Here is an 18,625-nt window from a genome sequence, read left to right as displayed (position 1 = left end):
CTTATCGATTTTGAGGTGTCTTTGAATTGTTTTTAGTAGTGAAAAAGACATCTTCGAGGGAAGGGGCTACCGGGGAGTAATCAGATCCGGGAAATGAATTTGAATTTATCCTGACCAAAGTTTCACCACCTATAACTCTTGAAGAAATGAATCCATTTATATTGGGTGCTGACCTTTGAAATCTATCTATTTTTTTAATCCAGATTTTGCCATTTAATTCATTTACCAAATCATTTGGCTTTCCTTCCTTGATAATAGCGCCATTATCTAATATTGCTACCCTGGAACATAAGGAGTGAACATCTTCAACAATATGTGTCGAAAGTATTACTATGACATTTTCTCCAATTTCACTTAACAGGTTTAAAAACCGGTTTCTTTCCTCGGGGTCCAGACCCGCAGTTGGCTCATCAACGAGAATAAGTTTTGGATCTCCCAATAAGGCCTGGGCTATGCCAAATCGTTGTTTCATTCCGCCTGAAAAAGTAAATACAGATTTCTTTCGATGTTGATATAAATTTGTTTTTACCAACAAAGCCTCAATTTGTTGTTTTCGCTCATTTTTATTAAGTATACCTTTTAAAATCGCTATATGGTCAAGTAATTTCAAAGTGGAAACTTTGGGGTAAACACCAAATTCCTGGGGCAAGTATCCTAATTGAGACCTTAGTGATTGTGGGTTATCGATACTATTTATTCCATTAAATTTGATTGATCCGCAGTTAGGCTGCTGTAAAGTGGCGATTGTACGCATTAAAGTAGACTTACCGGCTCCATTTGCTCCGAGTAAACCATACATTCCATTTGAAATTGATAATGATATATTGGATAGAGCATTAACACCGTTAGGGTAGGTTTTTGATAAATTTGATATTTCAAGAGTGTTCATAATTAATTTTAGCTTGATTGAAATTGAATTTAGGAGGGGAGATGAATCAGTAAAAATTAATATGACCAACCTCTATGGATTGAGGATGTAATTAGTGGAAAGGATGTGTAAAGGGATTTGACTAAATAAATGATGAGTTCAAATAAAAAATGAACCATTACATCAAAATAATTAGGTCAATCCTACCTAAATCATAATTTTGAAGCATGACTAAATTGATAAATCAGGTACGCCCATTTTTTTATGGCCTTTTGGTAACCATTATACTTGCTATCATTCTCGAGGCTATTGGATTTATTATTATAGACTTTGATGAGGTAGAAGTAAACATAATTTTATTTGTGGTGTGGTGGTTAATAATCTCCCTTCCGATATATCATTTTAAACAATTAAAAAGGCGAAAGACCGCTGTGCTTAAATTTTTAGGATTTGGTTTACTTTTAGTTTTTCTTATTATAATCGATTCGTGGATAGATATTCCGGATAATCCGGTGACAATTTTCTTATTGATTACCTTCTGGATTGGTGTCAGTAGTCTGTTATTTCCCAGTTTTTTTGGGAAATACAAATACTACATTATCGGGATTTATGTATTAGCGTTTTCATATTGGGCATTTGTAAGGTTGTTTTCTGATAGTTTTTCTGTTTACCAGATTGAAAAGAAGCAATTGGCACTGATGTATATGTTGATTCCGATACCGGTATTTATATTATTATGGATTTATGAGCAATGGGTCTGGTTGCGAACGTTGAAGGCAGAAAAAACAAAAGCAGAGCTGGCTTTACTAAAATCACAAGTTAACCCACATTTCTTTTTCAATACGTTGAATAATCTTTATTCACTTACAGTTAAAAAATCAGATGAAGCACCAGAAGTAGTTTTGAAATTATCAGATATGATGCGGTATACAATTTATGAGGGAAAAAAGGAGCTTGTACCCATAGAGGATGAAGTAGAGTATTTAAAAAACTATATTGACCTTCATAAGATCAGATATCATAAGCAAGTTGATATAAATTTTAATGTTGATATTGATTCACCGGATAAAATAGCACCATTGTTATTTATTATTTTACTTGAAAATGCATTTAAGCATGGTGTGGAAACTATTTCAGAAGACGCATTTATAAACCTTGAATTAGAGTCTAATACTGAATATTTCAAGTTTATTATTGAAAACAACTTTGAAAAACCTGAAAATGGAAATCGACAGCAAGGAATCGGATTAGAAAATTTGAGAAAAAGGTTGAAGTTGATATATCCGGATAACCATGAATTAAAATCTTTGACAGAGAATAATATTTACCGAGCTGAATTAACCATCTTTAAAGAGTGATAAAATATTTAATAATAGATGACGAACCATTAGCCCATGATCTGATAGAAGAATTTTGTGGGATGTTACCTCATTTAAAAATTGTAGGACATTGTTATAGTGCAATGGAGGCTATTCAATTATTGAATAGTGGGGTTCATGTCGATATTATATTTTTAGATATTAACATGCCTAAATTAAGTGGTTTTGATTTTTTAAGAACATTATCCTCACCACCAAAGGTAATTGTTACTACAGCCTATAAAGAATATGCTTTGGAAGGGTACGAATTAAACGTAGTTGATTACCTATTAAAGCCATTTAGTTTTGACAGGTTGGTTCAGGCAATAAATAAAGCAACAAAAGATATACCCTCACAAAAATCTCCTGTTATATCAGAAGAAATTAGGAATAGTGATTCCAGGATGTTTATTAAAAGTGATAAAAAGTATCATCAAGTAAATGTAAAAGACATATTATTTGTCGAAGCTTATGGTAATTATGTTAAAATTCATCTGGATAATGATATGATTATCAGCCATGAAAAAATTTCATATTATGAATCAGAATTAGCTCCATTTGAGTTTTTGAGAGTACATAAATCGTATTTGATAGCTGTCCCAATGATAGAAAAAATTGATGGGAACCAAATTTTTATTGGGGAGTTTAAAATTCCAATCGGGCAGACCTATAAAAGCCAAATCAATAAGCTGATTAGTTAATTTTGGACTCATACAATGATTTTCAATTATGTGAAGAATGCTTTGCTATTGATTTAATGAATTACTTTTTTATATTTATATTATAAATTGCAATCACAATTGAATTTAAACCTTAATATATTTTTATGATTACTAAAAAATTCAAATCATTAAGCACTAGTCTTTTGGCTATGGCATTTTTTATGGTGATAACTTTAGGTTCTTGCGGAACAGCTAAGGAAGAGTCTAGCGATACTGATGATGTTACAGAGCAAGTTGAGGAGTCAACGGAGCATCATTCAGATGATCACGAACATTCATCAGATAGCACTCATGAGGAACATCCGGCAGGTGAGCATCCTGAAGGAGAACACCCAGAAGGTGAGCATCCATCATCAGATGATGACGGAGACTCAGAGTAATATCTGGTTTTAAATACTGGAATTGTTTCTGTTAAAGGTGAATTTAGTGTCAACGCGCACTGGTTCACCTTTTATTTCTAATACGGGGTAAGCAAGAAAGTTAATTGGTCCTGAATTAGGCATAATCTCAGGTTTTATATCCCTTCCCTTACTAAATTCAATTCTGTTTGCCGGGTGATGGCCAAAGTAATACGTAGCGAGAGCTGTATATTTATCAGCTTCACTGATATCGACAGGCCACCATTTATCTTCAGCATAGAATTCAGCCCAGCAGTGATAGCCGTCAACCCCGCCATCTACTCTGGATGATGGAATTGCAGCACCAACCGCAAATCTTGCCGGAATACCAGCGGAGCGTGCTAATGAAATAAATAATGAATGGAACTCAGTACAGTTTCCAGACTTTGAATCACAGGCATAATTAGCATCTCCGGTACCGTAAGTGCCTTGCTTGGCATATCGAACTTCCTCAATTACATAATCATAGAGGGCTCGTGCCTTTGTAAGTGGGGTAGAGGCATTCTTTTTTTCAATAACATCTTCAGCAATTACCGAGAATCGGTCACCAATAGGAAGAAGCTTGTTTGCCTTTAAATAAGTTGAAGGATCTTCATAATCTTCATACGCACTTTTTTCCAGTCTGGTCACCTGATATTCTATTGTAATCTTCTTTCCGCTATGAGAGGCATCCAAAGGCATATATAAAATGGAATTATCAAAATCAGGATCGCTAATTAATTTATAAACATCCGGAGTTTCGATTGCTTTGATTTCGATGGTTTGAAACTCATCACTTTTAGCAACCGGAATCCAGATTTCAGCCTGATCAGCAATTTCAGGAATGGTTGCTTCATATAGGAAAGAGAAGTTGTCCTGTCCTTCAATTACACCTAGAAGCTTGTTTGAAGCCTGCTCAACCGGGACAGTCTTCCAGGTTTTATCTTCAGATTGCTTCCATGTATAATATGGTTTGCCATTAAGTTTATGTAGGTCAGTACGCGTAACCGTCATGTCTTCTTTAGATCCTTTAAGAAAGAAATCAACATCATACACATCACCGTTTTCTGTGGCCAGATCAACGCAGGCAAAGAACTCGTTTGGACCCAGAATTGATAAGTACTCAGTATGGACTCGAACTAATTTGAGGCTAAAATCAGTGGTATCATTACTGAATTTGAAATAGCCATTTCCAGCTTTAGTTTGTTCGGCAATATTTTCACGGATACCTCTTTCAACATCTTCAATAGTTACTTTTTCTGTTGTAACCTTATTTTTTGAGCTCTCTTTGGAAGTATTACTATCCTCTTGTTGATTACATGAAAACAAGATGGCCATTGCTAACCAAGAGTAGCTTAAAAGATTATATATTTTCATGGTTTAAATTCATGGTTTAATAATGGATAAAGATAGGGATAGAATAGTCAAATAAGAAAGATTTTGTAACATCAAGATGAATTTTTAATAGTTGATTAAGGATTAATTAATAGCGGTTCGGTAATTCAGTTTGTTAATCAATTTAAAGGTAAAACTTATCCGATACTTTTATTATTTCTCATTGAATTCCAATCATAACGTATTAATTTCACACCGCTTTTCAATTTTTCAATCAACCAATTAATTATGAAGAAACTTTTACTATTATTTTTATTTCAATCATTCTTACTAAATTATTTTTCAACCCAAACGTTTGCCTCAAATACCAATCAACAAGCTGAATCTGTAACTCTTACTGATATAGCCGGTAGGGCCTATGCCATTTCTTTTTCAATAGGAGAATATGGATATATCGGATTGGGTAATAGCGGAAGTGTTACCTACTACAAGGATTTGTGGAAATTTGATCCTACAACCAATAACACAACTCAAATGACCGATTTTCCTGGTGTAGCCAGAAGGTCTGCTGTAAGTTTTGTTATCGATGGGTATGCTTATGTTGGGCTAGGTTCAGATGAATCTAGAAATTACCTTAAAGATTTTTACAAGTATGATCCTGTAAATAACGAATGGACTTCAATCGCTGATTTTGGTGGAGTAGCTCGTAACAGTGCAGTTGCTTTTGTAATTGATGGTAAAGCCTATGTCGGAACCGGAAGAGGAACTGACGGGCCGTTAGGTGATTTTTGGGTATATGATCCAGCAACCAACCAATGGAGTCAAACAAGTGCTTTTTCTGGTGATCCAAGACAATCAGCAACAGGTTTTGCATTAAACGGCAAAGGTTACTTAATCGGTGGAGTTTCATATGACGGGGGGACTTTCCAATACAGCGATGTGCAAGAGTTTGATCCGTCTACTGGTAAATGGACTGAAAAGGTATTCGCAGATTATTCATTAGGTATAAATGATGCCTCATCATTTGTTCTGGCTGGAGAAGCTTATATTGCATATGGTAATAAGAAAACAGTGGTGAAATATGATCCTTTTACCAATAATGTTACTAGCGAGGGAGATATTTTCAATATAGCCTCTTCTGATTCAAGGCCAAATGGTATTTCATTTGTTATAGATTCCAAAGCTTATTTTGGTTTTGGTTATACAGGATTCTTTACCACGACTTATCACAATGATTTAAATACATTTGAAATTCAAAATTCAGTTCCAACTGATATCAATCTTTCAAATACTGTTATTGATGAGAATAATTCAGTTGGTGCAGTAATTGGGACATTCACAACTGTTGATGCAGATGTTGAAGATACTCATGAATATTTTCTTGTAGAGGGTGATGGTATAATGGATAAAGATAATTCTTTATTTACTATCGATGGAGATCAATTGATAATCAATGTTTCAACAGATTGGGAAGATGATTTCGTTTATGATATTTATGTGAAAACTGTTGATAACAAAGGTGCCAGTTATTTTAGAACATTTCAAATAAATGTTAGAGATATAAATGAAGCTCCTGTTCTTGATGGACCTACAGCATTTCAGGTTTATGAAAATCCGTTACCTGACCATATTGTCGAGTACCTTTATTATAAAGATCCGGAAGGGGATTATCTGACTTATACAATTAAATCTGGTAATATTGGTAATTCATTTACAATTGATAATCAGGGAAAAATTATAGTTATTGATACTGCTGCTATTGATTATGAATCTCGCACTCAGTTTACTTTAGTAGTTGAGATAACTGATGAAGTTAATACGATTGAGGAAACTATTACTATTGACGTATTAAATATTAATGAAGTTCCTACTATTGAAGATGCTACTTTCACAATAAATGAAAATTCCGAAGCTAATTCCTTAATTGGAGAATTATCTGCCTCAGATCCTGAAAATGATGATTTAACTTTCCAGATAACCAATGGAAATGACAATGGTACGTTTAGAATTGAAGGTAATCAGTTATTAGTAAATAACCCTGAAGCCTTGGATTATGAGCAGACTACCTCATTTACTTTAACAATCGAGGTTTCAGATGGTGAAGTCTTCAATTTCGATGAAGCAATAATTACCATTAATTTATTAGATGTAAATGATGATTTGATTACAGGTATTGATGATCTATTGACTGAAAATACTATTGTTTATCCAAACCCTGTATTAGATCGAATATCTGTGAAATTGCCTTCAGGATTTATAGAATCTGAGTTTTCTATTGAAATCTACAATTTAGAAGGAAAAATGATCAAGAAAATTAACAATTATGATATAGATAAAGTTGTTAGTTTTGATGTACAATCACTAAAAGGAGGGATTTATACTTTGCATATAATGACTGACGAGAATTTGATCGTTAAGAGATTTATTAAAAAATAAAATCAACTTATTATTCATTTATAGAAAAGCACCAGATGAATTTCCGGTGCTTTTCTTATTTAGCCTTATGTGTACTTTTTAAATAGCAATAATTACCTGGCTTATGATTATTATTATCATATCACTCCATCAAATCATTCCAATCAAGCACTTCTAATTTTATAGTGTTTATATTTTTATCAATGATTGAAATGTTACCCATGAATTCATTGCCTCTAATGTAGGCTTCAGTCATCCAGTCTTTATTCCTTGTTATTTTAAATTCCACAGGTATTTTAACTTTTACAGTTATTTCTCTTACCAAATCAGATTTATGACTAAGCAATATTTGACCAGGCGTCCAATTTGCCAGTGATTCCTGATTACCAGTTATATATACAGAATCTTCTTTATTTGGAACGGTCACTTGAATGGTTAATGGAATTGTTTCATTTGACAACCTGGAAATATAATTTTTGCTATAAAAGTCCAGATAAAGCCTCAAACCTTCATTTATGCTTGAAATATAGGTATTCCAATGATTATTATCTGGAAATGATTTGTGATAATAAATGATGTTCTTTCTGGAAGAATCAGAAAGAAATGTACTCACTTTCTCAAATGCAGGTTTCCATTCTTTCCAGTAATTAATTCCTTCATTCGCCTGGCTTGTATAGATAAAAGTAGGGCTTTGTAATTTTGAATAATTAAAGTTTATCAGGTCTTCAGCCAGTCTTTCTTTGTCATAGGCCAGGTTGGGTGAAACAGCAATAAAATCATCAAACAATCCAGTTTTAGAGATCAAGGAATAAAGAATGAGTGATGCACTTAATGAGTGACCAATTGCTAGTCTATTACCTAATGTTCGATATTTTGACTCAATGTGGTTGATAACTTCTTTTTCAACGAATGAAATAAAGTTATCAGCATTTCCGGAGTATCCACCATAAAACTCTGATGGCTCTGTATATCGTGGAGGAGGAAGCATATCATGATTTCTTGCATAATCCGTTTCTTCATAATATGATGATGTTATACTAACTACTATGAATGATCGTCCAGTATTATTTAAGAAACCAGGGACGGAGTGAACATAATCAAATAGTTCTCTGTTTTGAGCATCAAACACATAGATTACGTCATAATGGGAATAAGTATTTTCATTATACCCAAAAGGAAGGTATATCAATATCTCCCTATCCTGATTTAAAATTTCAGAATGAATTACTTCTGACTTAACAGTAGCGATCTCCTGTCCGATGGCATTCAAACTAAAGAAAAAGAGAATAATAAAAATTGAATTATGTATTATCATTGGTTGGTAGATATAAGCTAATAGAGTAATAGTCATCCAAATTATACATTATCGTAGACACTTGATTAATATAAATCGAATTTTTGCTGGTTGAATTTTAAATGAGTTTAAGAAAGATTGGATAAATTTTAATCCGGTAGAGTCTTTATTGCAATCCAAGGAAAATTTAATATACTAAGATGTAAAAATGTAAAACTAATAATCTGTTAATATTAGCTTTTTGTATTATAAGTGTAGGTTGAAATTAAATGTAAAGAAATTAATTGGTATTTTGCATTAAAAAATTTCCTTAACCAGGAGTAACTGATTTTTTTGGTATGTTTTTTTAGATTTATACTTTAGTTTATAAGTATTTAAGCTATGTATATAGTATATCACAATAGCATTTATTGGATACATGAAAACTTTTAGTATGAAATCAAAATTATTTCTTCGTCCGGATAAATTATTATTTAAGGGTTTACAAAATATTACGGGTATAGGTCAAGATTTCTACACTAATCAGAAATCAGAAGCGAAGGCAAAGGCAGAACTTACTTTTATAGGTAAAAAGAAAGTTCAAAAGGTAAATTCCCAGATATATACTTATTCATTAGAGAATTTTAATGTTAATAATGAATTGAATGATTATTCGTTACTAAAGGAAATAAACTCTAGTGAAAATATTTGGTTGAACTTTCATGGGCTTCATGAGGTTTCAAAAATTGAAAAGATAGGAGAAGTATATGGGCTGGAAAGGTTAGTTATACGCCAGATATTAGATACCACACAACGACCTAAAATTGAGATCGATGATAACTATTTGTTTCTCAATGTTAAATCGCCCTTAAAAGGTGAAAATGGCGAGGTATTAATTGAACATATGTCATTTGTAATGGGAGATAAATATCTTATTTCATTTCAGGAGGAAAAAAGTGATCATTTTGGAAGTATTAGAAATAAGATTATAGAAGGGGTAGGCTATATTCGAAAGCGGAGTATAGACTATTTGCTCGTCCAGATGCTTGATGCTATTCTTGATCACTATTTTATTACTATAGATGAAATGAATAAAGAATGCTCTTTATTAGAAAAGGAGATATTAAGAAAGCCTTCAGAAGAAACAACTTTGGCATTGGAAAATCTCAAAGGGGTTGCTCAAATTATTAAAAAAGCCCTAGGGCCATTAAAAGAGGTATTACTAAATATTCTTAATGAAGAAACCGAATTGATACGTCGGGAAAATGTAAGGTATTTTAAAGACCTTATTAATACAGCATCTTCCGCAATTGATGAGATTGACAATACTCAAAAGACACTTGAGAGTCTTACAAATATATATTTTGCTTCCTTAAGTCAAAAGATGAATGAGATAATGAAAGTATTGACTACAGTGGCAACAATATTTATTCCCTTAACATTTGTTGCTGGAATTTATGGAATGAATTTCGAAAACATGCCTGAGCTGAGTTATAAAAACGGGTATTTTATCATTTTGGGGATTATGTTGTTCATTTCAATTCTTATGGTTATTTACTTTAAGAGGAAAAGATGGATATGAAAAACGCATTTAAAAATCAATTTAGACTTAGACTTAGAAATAATTCTAACTGATATAAAGTACTTGAATCAAAAAACAATAAATATGACTAATCGTTTATTAATGTCGATACTTGTTTTATTGTTCGTAACTGCCTGTTTCAAAAATGAAAAGACTATTTATCTTAAAACAAGTAAGGTAAATGGATTAACCACAGAATCTATTGTTACGGTTAAGGACTTTCAAATTGGAGAGGTTGATGATATAAGCATGAATAATGAGGGAGAGATCATTATCAAGTTAAACCTGGACGAAACTCCTAGATTAGCAACAGATACCAGGTTTAATGTTGAGAGCAGGGATTTATTGGGTACCAAAGGAATTTCGGTAACATTGGGAAAAGGCGATGAATACTATCAATCCGGTGATACAATTAATCTTATTGAAACAGAAAATAGCTTTCAACTAGATTCAATGATTGAAAAAGGGAAGAATTACATTAAGGATTTGATTGGTGAATAAATTTTGTTGCGAGGGTACAATTTGAACAGTGTATTAATATAGATAATGAATCCACATTTTTATTGAAATAATAATATAAATAACTTATAAAAATTTAAAATGCCTAAGCTTGGGAATTGAGTGGCACACTTTTTAAGCCTATATTATAAATACAAAATTTGTCAGTATTTAAAATTTTATGGTCATGGCTACTCCAATCGAAAATTTCATTATTCACAAGGAAAGAGCGGGTAAAATGAATATCCAGTTTGACTATGCAAGCGTAGCTGAATCTTTTGATACAGCTATGGTTTTATTAGTAGAACAAGATCACCATCCGGATCATTGGTCATTGCGTTACAGAAATTCCAAAATCTGGACCAGTGGAGGCTGGATGGATTTCCTGGAACTTGATTTCTATAATGAATCATATCATAAATGGTGGAATGAAGGAAGTTCTGCAGGAAATGAAGATGATACCGGAAACAGAAAAAGAATTCGGAAATTACCAACTCCACTTGGTTATAGTACTGTTTCTTTCGGTATTATGTATTATCAATATCAAATTGATGAAAACAATACTTCAACAACACCTGAAGGATTAGAGTTTTATGCAATGGCAGGTATAGTCTCCACTGTTGCAGGAAGACCAGTATCACTACTCGGTGAAATAACTCATTCTAACCAAATTGCCGGAGCCTAACTATAAAGTTTTATAAAACCCATTTCATTATTTCATTTCTAAAAAGCCATAAATAGCCTTGTTGATGTCTTTATCAGGAATGAAAGAAGACTATTATATATTTTTCACATTTAGTTTACCAGTAATTTTACTAATAATCATTATTTTTTTATATTGTATTAGAGCCATTGAAAGCCAGATACATAAATGCAAATAGTCATTTTTAGTTGAGATGAGTATGAGTTTATTAAACTTGTTAGACCTGATAATAGGTCTGGTATTTATATTTTTTATACTAAGTATAGTTGTTTCTTCAATTCAGGAGTTTCTATCCTCAGCCCTTAAATTTAGATCCGAAAATTTGGAATCCTGGGTAAAGGATACCCTAAATAATAAGGGAAAAGGCATTGATTTAGGGGATAAGATACTTAAGCATTCCTTAATTGAACGACTGGTCAAAAAGAGTAGAAAACCTTCCTACATTCCTACAAAGCATTTTGTCGAAGCATTTCTTGAGAATATCCAAATGGAGACTCATGGATTCTCACCCTACACTCATCATTCTTTAAAGACCGCGGTAGAAAAATCTCAACAGCTTCCTGATGATTTAAAGTTTAGTCTTTTACAAAGCATTTCTGAATCTAAAGGCGAGCTTCAAAAGGTTAGGAGTGATATCGGAAACTGGTTTGATAACTGTATGGAACGTGTTTCTGGCACGTATAAAAGTAAGTTACGTCCATGGATAATTGGAATATCTGTAGGAGTTTGTTTAGTAGCAAATGCAGATCTATTTATGGTTTCAAAATATCTATATGAGAATGATACTCTTAGAGAAAGGTTAGTGCTGGCGGCAGAAAGATCAGTAGAAAACGAGTCTTATATTTCACTTGTTAATAAATTAAAATCTCTCCCTAATGAAAATGGTGATTCAACTAATGTTGATATTAAAGAATTGGAGACAAAGCTTAATGCTATTAAGGCATATACTGATTCAGTAAATGTTTATCAACTACCTCTGGGATGGGAGTTTAATAATTCCAAACATGTAAATTCAATATCTTCAGTATATAGTTTTGGAGGCTTTATTATTAAACTAATAGGCATACTATTAAGTGGATTTGCTGTTTCTTTAGGAGCCCCATTTTGGTTTGACTTACTTAATAAACTGGTGAATATCAGAGGAGTAGGGAAACGGCCTGGAGCAAATGAATAAGAAAATATGAATAATTAAAAATATTATATAACCTGATTTGGTCTTCAAAATATTACTCTTATGGACATAACTTCAAAATTACCGGAACTGCCTGATATTGGTCATCCACTTAATAATCAGGACCTTGATTTTCAACTTGTTACTGTTGAGATGAAAAGTAAAGATTTGAGTCTACCAATGGGTAGTGATGTGATTTTCAATGTGAGCGCCACAGGAGGTATAAAAATTCATTTATACAATCATATTGAAGACCATGAAATTGATGATGATAAAATTGATAATCCGGGGAAAAACCTATTCAAGCATTGGCCTGATCATGAAAAGATTTATTTAGATAAAGCCTTATTAGCATACACTCTTGAAGGTAAGTTAAAAGCTAACTTACCAACTGTTGAACTAGGTAGTTTGGGGTTTGGTGTTGATGTTTCAAGATATTTTCAATTTCAAAGTTATCGACTGCATTCTTCTGATAAAAAAGTTTCTGAGTCAATAATAGATGATTTAAAAAATTTCAGACATCTGTTTAGTAAAGAACATCTGGATAAACTTGAAGTAAACGAAGCAATGGTTATGAAGGTAGGAGGCAGCCTTTCATTGGATGCTAAGGTGACCTACGCACAAGCTCTTACAGGATCTGTAGATGTAATTTCGAAGATTCTGAATGTTACAGGGCAGTTAAATATTAAAGCGGATGTTGGTGCTTCTGTAAAATTGGGAGTAGATCTTAAAGATGATTTTGAATTGTTTATTATCAAAATTAGCAAGGATAAGTACAAAGTTTGCCTCACAAAAAGTATCAATAGAAGTGTCGAGTTAGGGATAAAGGCTGGAATTGAAGCTTCTATTGATGATAATAGTCAAATTGACTCTTTAGTTAATCAGTTTTTTGTAGGGATTGATGATAAAGTATTTGAACCGTTAATTAAAAAGATTGATTCAGGATTATCAGATAAAGATCAGGAGTTAATTGCAAAAGCCTCTAATCTTTTAAAGTTCAAAACAGAATTAAGTATTGAAGGATTTACAAAAGAGTTTGAAAAGTTAAAGGAAAAGGCAAAATCCAAATTTGTTGAAATATTAAAGCAAAAACTGGCATTAGGAATTGCATATGATTATAGCAGAATTAACAATGGCGAAGCAATTCTTCAGATTGAAATAGACTCAAAAAATCTTCAAAAACATCATAGACATCTTATTGGACTTAAAATTAATAAGTTAATCGAAGCTTATGAGAAGGATAATAAGTCTTTTAACGTATTAGAGTATTTAAAAAGAGATGTTAAAAAGGAAAACATTTCTTTGGGAATACAATTGAGTTTTGGCGATTTTAATATTGGTAGTAGAATAACCCGGGAGTTTAATGAAGAGAAAATTGAAACTATTAAGAATACAAAAAGGCAATTTAAAGTCAATGCGTATGGTAATAAAGTGACTAAGAAGACAACATTTGGAGGGAATTCTGATTTATACCGCATAAATTTTGATGCCTCAATGCCCAATTTTCTAAATAATGAGGCCGATCTTAAGGTTAAGGAGTTTGATTATACGCTAGGCTTATTTTTTGAATCTGTAGAAAGAAAAACCAGAGAAGAAGAGCTGTACGATATGCTAGATTGGGCTGCAACCTGGGATATAATTCCTTTTAGTTCAATTGAACAAAACTTTAAACGTATTTCAGATGAGGTATTAAAAGGTAATGGCAAAGATGTAAAATATTCTCTAAGTCTAAATGTTGGTATGGGTGATTTTGATGAATTCATTCCATATTTTAAAAACGCATTAAATAATCTGGTACCTCTTGCTTTAGCAGGTGCAATGCATCAAATTAGACATAAAGGCTCTGAATTTGATACTAGAAATCAAATTGAAAAAAGAAGAATATTATACAAATTATTCTGGATGACATACCTTAAAAATGATTGGAGGTCTGAAGTTTTTGCTGCAGAACAATTAATGGATATGTTAATAAAGAATGGTTTTGAAGATTTAGCCGATTTTGAAGACCCAAAAACTAATTATGAATATTATTCCAGGTATAAAGTGTCGAAAATATTGGGAATCAGTAATTTGAATAAGACAATTCATAGTTTAGTTGCTGATTTCGAAGATATTATAAAGTTTTCTGATACCTATTATGATAAAGCTAAGTTTAAAAGAATCATGAAAGGAATAGCCCAGACTCCTTTAAAAACCCCGTTTGGGTTACGATTTTTTGGCAGATTACTTCTTGACATGGAGTCGCTAATGACATTTGATGAAAAGGTAATTCAGAAAAGTTTTAGTATTGATTACAAAGAAGGTGGGAAGGATAAGAAGTTAATCATTGGGTAAATTTTAATTAGAATTATTATAAAAATATATAATAATTTGAAGCGAATTCATAATTGAAAGATCTATTATAAGTGGTATAATATAATGTCCATGATAATGATTATGGACTTTTTTTATTTGAATAATTGGAATTGGTAATTAAGTTTAGATTTATTTTTTAAAGTTTTTATGGAATTTATTTTTTTCTGCATCATCTAAAAAAAGAATCTTTTATGAAAAAACATTTTAATATATCCATCTCAAATCCATGTGCAGAGAAATTTGAAAACTTTACACCAACTAATAATGGTGGTTTTTGCCAGTCCTGTCAAAAAAATGTAATCGACTTTACCAATATGTCTGATACAGAGATTGTTCGGTATTTTAAATCAAATTCAACTAAGACATGTGGTCGATTTTCATCAAAACAATTAAGAACTTATGAAAATCCTTCTAAGCAGTTTCGGTTTCCTGATATTGGATTTTTGAAAACTGGTTTTCTGGGACTTTCACTTATGCTCCTGAGTAAACCATTAACTGCAAATGAAAATAATAAGCTAAAATCTAAGATTGAACTTATTCAAAGTAACAATCTTGAAATTAAAAGTACTGTAGATTGTTCAGAACAAGAATTTATCGTTTATGGTATTGTAAAGGATAATAGTGGTGAGGGTATACCTGCAGTTAATGTTCTTATTAAAGGAACGAGTAGGGGTACAGTGACCGATATAGAAGGTAAGTTTGAGTTATCAGGAGTTAAAGAAGGAGATGTTTTGGTTTTTAGTACCGTCGGTTATTTATCCAGTGAACGCAAAATTGATAATCCTTCCAATTCATCTTCTATAGAAATTGAAATAAAGGAGATGGAATATGATATAACAGGTGAAGTGGATGTAAATATGGTGTATGAATCAAAAGCATCTTTTTGGGATAGAGTTAAAAACTTATTTTAATGCTGAGAATAGGATTATTATTTGCCGTTATTATTTGCGGGCATCATTTATTTGCTCAGAATTTTGAGTCTTCTAAATTTGATTATACTAAAGCTGACAGCATTGCAGCTATATATAACGGGGATGATATCGATAATTTACCTTTGTTGGCATTCAATTTGACAAATCATTTATCTGAAGAACATGAAAAATTCAGATCTATATATACCTGGGTTTGTCAGAATATCGAGAATGATTATGGATATTATCTTTTAAATAAAAGAAAGCGGGAAAAATTAATAAGTAAGCCAGGTGAATTAGAAGTTTGGAATGATGAATTCAGGGTGAAAGTCCTGAAAAGACTTCAAAAAGATAAAATAACTGTTTGTACCGGTTATGCATATCTTGTTAGTGAATTAGCAAAATTAGCAGATATTGACTGTAGAGTCATAAATGGATTTGGCCGAACTGTAGGTGCAAATATTGGGGGAGAAGGCATTCCGAATCACTCATGGAATGCTGTAAAATTAAATGGCAATTGGTATCTCTGTGATGCAACCTGGTCAAGCGGAAGTATTAATCCTCAGAAAAAAGAATTTATAAAAGAATATAATGACGGTTATTTTCTTGCCGATCCGGATTTGTTTGCAAAGAGTCATTTTCCACTAGATTCAACGTGGCTTCTAACTGACAATTATCTCACTTTGGAATCATTTTTAAATGGTCCGCTGGTTTACAAAAATGCTTTTAGTTATAAAATAAAGCCTGTGAATCCCTCCAGATTTGAAAACAGTTGTGAAAAGGGGGAGAAGTTCTCAGTTTCAATTAAATGGGAGTCAAACAAAAAGCTTGATGATCTAAGTATTGAGTTAGTTAGAGGAAGTAAGATAATATCTGTAACACCTGTAATATCAGATCATGGGAATGACAATTTTACTTTATCAGTGCCATTGAAAAGTAAAGGAAAGTATGATTTTCATTTGAAAGCAGGAAAAGATTATATTGTCACCTGGGTGGTTGATGTAATTTAAGATTAGTAGAAACTTATGATTATGTATCATATATAGCTGTACATCGTTAAGTATATTTCCTGATTTAAATTAAAACCATTGGAAAAACTCATCCATATATTTAAAGTAGATGAATCTGATGCAGATAAAATATCTTCTTCACCTGATGACCCTCATAACCACGATTTCGAGGAATTACTGATTGGCATTGAGGGAGAACTTGAGCACTTCATTGATTTTCAATCAGAAGTTATTAAAGCACCGTATGTGAGCTTTGTAACCAAAGGGAAAGTACATAGAGTGGTACCTCGAAAAGTTAATGGCAAATGTTTGCTTTGGGGAATACGCTTCAAAAGTGAACTACTTCCTGACCTTACATTTTATTTATATTCTCTTTTTCATAATTCGGCAAATATTGAAGTAAATGACACTCGTTGTTTTAAAAGATTCGTCAATATTTGTGAGTTGATCGATGAAGAATTAAAGCAGGAAAACCCTGAATTAAGCATTGTTCAGCATTTGCTCAGAGCTTTATTTATGATGGTAGAGACAGAAAAGAATAAATCTCAGGATATAAATCAGAATGATTCTGATCATAATGTCACATTTTCAAATTTTTTACAAATACTTGAAGAGAATTATCGTAGGCAGGAAGGGGTTGAGTTTTATGCTGAAAAACTCTTTATGTCATCAAGAAATCTAAACATTATAAGCCAGAAAATTCTGCAACAAAGCGTTTCTGAAATAATTGAAACCCGAAAGTTAATAGAAGCCAAAAACCTGTTGGCTAGTACAGATATGAATATTTCAGAAATAGCTTATGAAATTGGTTATAATGAAAAAGCGTACTTCTCTAAAGTATTTAAGAAGAAATCGGGGCAGACCCCATCAGAATTTAGAAAGGAAATGAGGAAACTTATTTAAATGATCGTTCCTCTGATGTTAATAAGCATTTCATAATTTCTTAAAAGTACAATTACTCTTCCGATTTGTATTACCGGGACTCTATGGTTTTAATAGACCTTTGTAATATCAAAAAATCAATAAGAGATAATTGAACTAAAATTTAGAAAATGAAAAAGTTAATGACTTTAACGGGAGTATTGATCTTTACTATTGGATCATTTGCTCAAACACAGTGGAAGGTTGATCCTTACCATTCTTCAATAAATTTTAATATAGAACATTCTGGAATTAGCATTGTAAATGGAAAATTTACTGAATATTCCGGAAGCTTAGTGAAAGATGATGATAAATTAAATGGTGCCAAGTTCGATTTTACTGTAAATGCAGCAAGTATCAACACCAGTGTTGAGCCTAGAGATAATCATTTGAAGAGCCCGGATTTCTTCGATACTGAGAAATTTCCGGAGATAAAATTTAAAAGCACCAAAATATTAGCCACGGGAAATCCAGATCACTACCTATTGTATGAAAGCTGACTATAAAAGATGTTACTAAGGATGTAATAGTTGATGCATATTATGGAGGAGAGGTCGAAACTAAACAGGGTACAAAGTTGGGACTAAAAGCTCAAACTACCATTAATAGATTCGACTATAATGTGGATTATGATCCGACTTCATCAACAATAGCCGAAAATGTTAATTTAATAGTTCATTTACAATTTGCAAAACAATAATAATATGTTGACAATTTCAAAAGATTAAAGTATTGATAATGGCTTATTGATTCTTCGATTAGCTTTAGGTGTTATGATGCTATTGCATGGTATTGCGAAACTACAACATGGAGTAGATGGTCTTCAAGGATTGCTGACTCAATTTAGTATACCTGTTTTTTTTGCATACGGTGTCTATTTAGGGGAAGTCGTTGCTCCAATAATGCTTATAATAGGATATCGTACACGTATTGCCTCTTTACTGTTTATTTCTACTATGATCGTGGCCATTTTGACCGCTCATTCAAGTGATATAGCCAGCCTGACAAAAAGTGGAGGGTGGGCCATCGAACTTCCTGCATTGTATTTATTTGGAGCATTATCATTGTTTTTTACCGGAGGTGGAAATAGAGCTTTGTCTACCGGCAATAAGTGGGATTAAAATTA

Annotated in this window: 18 protein-coding genes; 15 read left to right on the top strand and 3 right to left on the bottom strand. The window is 32.3% G+C overall.

Features of this window, described 5'->3' with window-relative positions:
* Position 1: 1 nt before the first annotated feature.
* Complete coding sequence (locus HH304_RS16070; protein WP_169683512.1) at positions 2–889, bottom strand: ABC transporter ATP-binding protein; 888 nt, start codon at positions 887–889, stop codon at positions 2–4.
* A 206-nt stretch (positions 890–1,095) separates the two neighbouring features.
* Between HH304_RS16070 and HH304_RS16065 the strand changes: the two genes are divergently transcribed.
* The 3 genes from HH304_RS16065 to HH304_RS16055 all read left to right on the top strand — a co-directional run bounded on the left by HH304_RS16065 (position 1,096) and on the right by HH304_RS16055 (position 3,328).
* Complete coding sequence (locus tag HH304_RS16065; protein ID WP_169683510.1) at positions 1,096–2,226, top strand: sensor histidine kinase; 1,131 nt, start codon at positions 1,096–1,098, stop codon at positions 2,224–2,226.
* The gene (locus tag HH304_RS21415; protein WP_169683508.1) at positions 2,223–2,927 is read left to right on the top strand and encodes a LytR/AlgR family response regulator transcription factor; all 705 of its coding nucleotides are present in this window, start codon (positions 2,223–2,225) and stop codon (positions 2,925–2,927) included. Before HH304_RS16065 ends, HH304_RS21415 begins: the two co-directional genes overlap by 4 nt.
* A 125-nt stretch (positions 2,928–3,052) precedes the next feature.
* Positions 3,053–3,328, top strand: coding sequence for a hypothetical protein (locus HH304_RS16055; protein ID WP_169683506.1), 276 nt, complete (start codon positions 3,053–3,055; stop codon positions 3,326–3,328).
* Between the two features lie 9 nt (positions 3,329–3,337).
* Here HH304_RS16055 and HH304_RS16050 read toward each other — a convergent pair whose 3' ends face one another.
* The gene (locus tag HH304_RS16050) at positions 3,338–4,702 is read right to left on the bottom strand and encodes a transglutaminase-like domain-containing protein (protein WP_169683504.1); all 1,365 of its coding nucleotides are present in this window, start codon (positions 4,700–4,702) and stop codon (positions 3,338–3,340) included.
* A 246-nt stretch (positions 4,703–4,948) separates the two neighbouring features.
* On the opposite strand from HH304_RS16050, the gene HH304_RS16045 reads away from it, so the two are divergent.
* The gene (locus HH304_RS16045; protein ID WP_169683502.1) at positions 4,949–7,096 is read left to right on the top strand and encodes a Kelch repeat-containing protein; all 2,148 of its coding nucleotides are present in this window, start codon (positions 4,949–4,951) and stop codon (positions 7,094–7,096) included.
* A gap of 121 nt (positions 7,097–7,217) precedes the next feature.
* On the opposite strand, the gene HH304_RS16040 is transcribed toward HH304_RS16045, so the two are convergent.
* Entirely contained in the window at positions 7,218–8,390 is a 1,173-nt protein-coding gene (locus tag HH304_RS16040; RefSeq protein WP_169683500.1) for an alpha/beta hydrolase, read from the bottom strand.
* Positions 8,391–8,802: 412 nt separating this feature from the next.
* Between HH304_RS16040 and corA the strand changes: the two genes are divergently transcribed.
* From corA to HH304_RS15990, 11 genes are all read left to right on the top strand, one after another.
* A complete protein-coding gene (corA, locus tag HH304_RS16035; protein WP_169683498.1) occupies positions 8,803–9,930 on the top strand; it encodes a magnesium/cobalt transporter CorA in 1,128 nt (375 codons plus the stop codon).
* Between the two features lie 84 nt (positions 9,931–10,014).
* A complete protein-coding gene (locus HH304_RS16030; RefSeq protein ID WP_169683496.1) occupies positions 10,015–10,431 on the top strand; it encodes an MlaD family protein in 417 nt (138 codons plus the stop codon).
* A gap of 184 nt (positions 10,432–10,615) precedes the next feature.
* Positions 10,616–11,113: a hypothetical protein gene (locus tag HH304_RS16025; protein WP_169683494.1), complete on the top strand. Its 498-nt coding sequence runs from the start codon at positions 10,616–10,618 to the stop codon at positions 11,111–11,113.
* A 217-nt stretch (positions 11,114–11,330) separates the two neighbouring features.
* Entirely contained in the window at positions 11,331–12,305 is a 975-nt protein-coding gene (locus HH304_RS16020; RefSeq protein WP_169683492.1) for a hypothetical protein, read from the top strand.
* Between the two features lie 60 nt (positions 12,306–12,365).
* Entirely contained in the window at positions 12,366–14,636 is a 2,271-nt protein-coding gene (locus tag HH304_RS16015) for a hypothetical protein (protein ID WP_169683490.1), read from the top strand.
* Between the two features lie 212 nt (positions 14,637–14,848).
* Positions 14,849–15,568: a carboxypeptidase-like regulatory domain-containing protein gene (locus HH304_RS16010; RefSeq protein WP_169683488.1), complete on the top strand. Its 720-nt coding sequence runs from the start codon at positions 14,849–14,851 to the stop codon at positions 15,566–15,568.
* Positions 15,568–16,578 carry a transglutaminase domain-containing protein gene (locus tag HH304_RS16005; RefSeq protein ID WP_169683486.1) on the top strand — a complete coding sequence of 337 codons (1,011 nt, stop codon included), beginning with the start codon at positions 15,568–15,570 and terminating at the stop codon, positions 16,576–16,578. The genes HH304_RS16010 and HH304_RS16005 overlap by 1 nt, the downstream gene beginning before the upstream one ends.
* A 78-nt stretch (positions 16,579–16,656) precedes the next feature.
* Complete coding sequence (locus HH304_RS16000) at positions 16,657–17,481, top strand: helix-turn-helix domain-containing protein (RefSeq protein WP_169683484.1); 825 nt, start codon at positions 16,657–16,659, stop codon at positions 17,479–17,481.
* 149 nt (positions 17,482–17,630) lie between these two features.
* A complete protein-coding gene (locus HH304_RS21285) occupies positions 17,631–17,999 on the top strand; it encodes a YceI family protein (RefSeq protein ID WP_271711660.1) in 369 nt (122 codons plus the stop codon).
* Positions 17,996–18,199 (top strand): YceI family protein, encoded by a 204-nt coding sequence (locus tag HH304_RS21450; protein ID WP_408631356.1) that lies wholly within the window; start codon positions 17,996–17,998, stop codon positions 18,197–18,199. Before HH304_RS21285 ends, HH304_RS21450 begins: the two co-directional genes overlap by 4 nt.
* A 46-nt stretch (positions 18,200–18,245) precedes the next feature.
* Entirely contained in the window at positions 18,246–18,620 is a 375-nt protein-coding gene (locus HH304_RS15990; RefSeq protein WP_271711659.1) for a DoxX family protein, read from the top strand.
* Positions 18,621–18,625: the final 5 nt, after the last annotated feature.

Origin of the sequence: Marinigracilibium pacificum (genome assembly GCF_012926615.1) — a bacterium.
In the GTDB taxonomy this organism is placed as follows: Bacteria; Bacteroidota; Bacteroidia; order Cytophagales; family Cyclobacteriaceae; genus Mangrovivirga; species Mangrovivirga pacifica.
Note: the sequence above shows the minus strand (reverse complement) of the source record. Positions and strands in the feature narration are given on the sequence as shown.

Coding starts and splice junctions, on each gene's coding strand:
- HH304_RS16070 (WP_169683512.1), bottom strand. CDS start 889: ATGAACACTCTTGAAATATCAAATTTATCAAAAACCTACCCTAACGGT.
- HH304_RS16065 (WP_169683510.1), top strand. CDS start 1,096: ATGACTAAATTGATAAATCAGGTACGCCCATTTTTTTATGGCCTTTTG.
- HH304_RS16055 (WP_169683506.1), top strand. CDS start 3,053: ATGATTACTAAAAAATTCAAATCATTAAGCACTAGTCTTTTGGCTATG.
- HH304_RS16050 (WP_169683504.1), bottom strand. CDS start 4,702: ATGAAAATATATAATCTTTTAAGCTACTCTTGGTTAGCAATGGCCATC.
- HH304_RS16045 (WP_169683502.1), top strand. CDS start 4,949: ATGAAGAAACTTTTACTATTATTTTTATTTCAATCATTCTTACTAAAT.
- HH304_RS16040 (WP_169683500.1), bottom strand. CDS start 8,390: ATGATAATACATAATTCAATTTTTATTATTCTCTTTTTCTTTAGTTTG.
- corA (WP_169683498.1), top strand. CDS start 8,803: ATGAAATCAAAATTATTTCTTCGTCCGGATAAATTATTATTTAAGGGT.
- HH304_RS16030 (WP_169683496.1), top strand. CDS start 10,015: ATGACTAATCGTTTATTAATGTCGATACTTGTTTTATTGTTCGTAACT.
- HH304_RS16025 (WP_169683494.1), top strand. CDS start 10,616: ATGGCTACTCCAATCGAAAATTTCATTATTCACAAGGAAAGAGCGGGT.
- HH304_RS16020 (WP_169683492.1), top strand. CDS start 11,331: ATGAGTTTATTAAACTTGTTAGACCTGATAATAGGTCTGGTATTTATA.
- HH304_RS16015 (WP_169683490.1), top strand. CDS start 12,366: ATGGACATAACTTCAAAATTACCGGAACTGCCTGATATTGGTCATCCA.
- HH304_RS16010 (WP_169683488.1), top strand. CDS start 14,849: ATGAAAAAACATTTTAATATATCCATCTCAAATCCATGTGCAGAGAAA.
- HH304_RS16005 (WP_169683486.1), top strand. CDS start 15,568: ATGCTGAGAATAGGATTATTATTTGCCGTTATTATTTGCGGGCATCAT.
- HH304_RS21285 (WP_271711660.1), top strand. CDS start 17,631: ATGAAAAAGTTAATGACTTTAACGGGAGTATTGATCTTTACTATTGGA.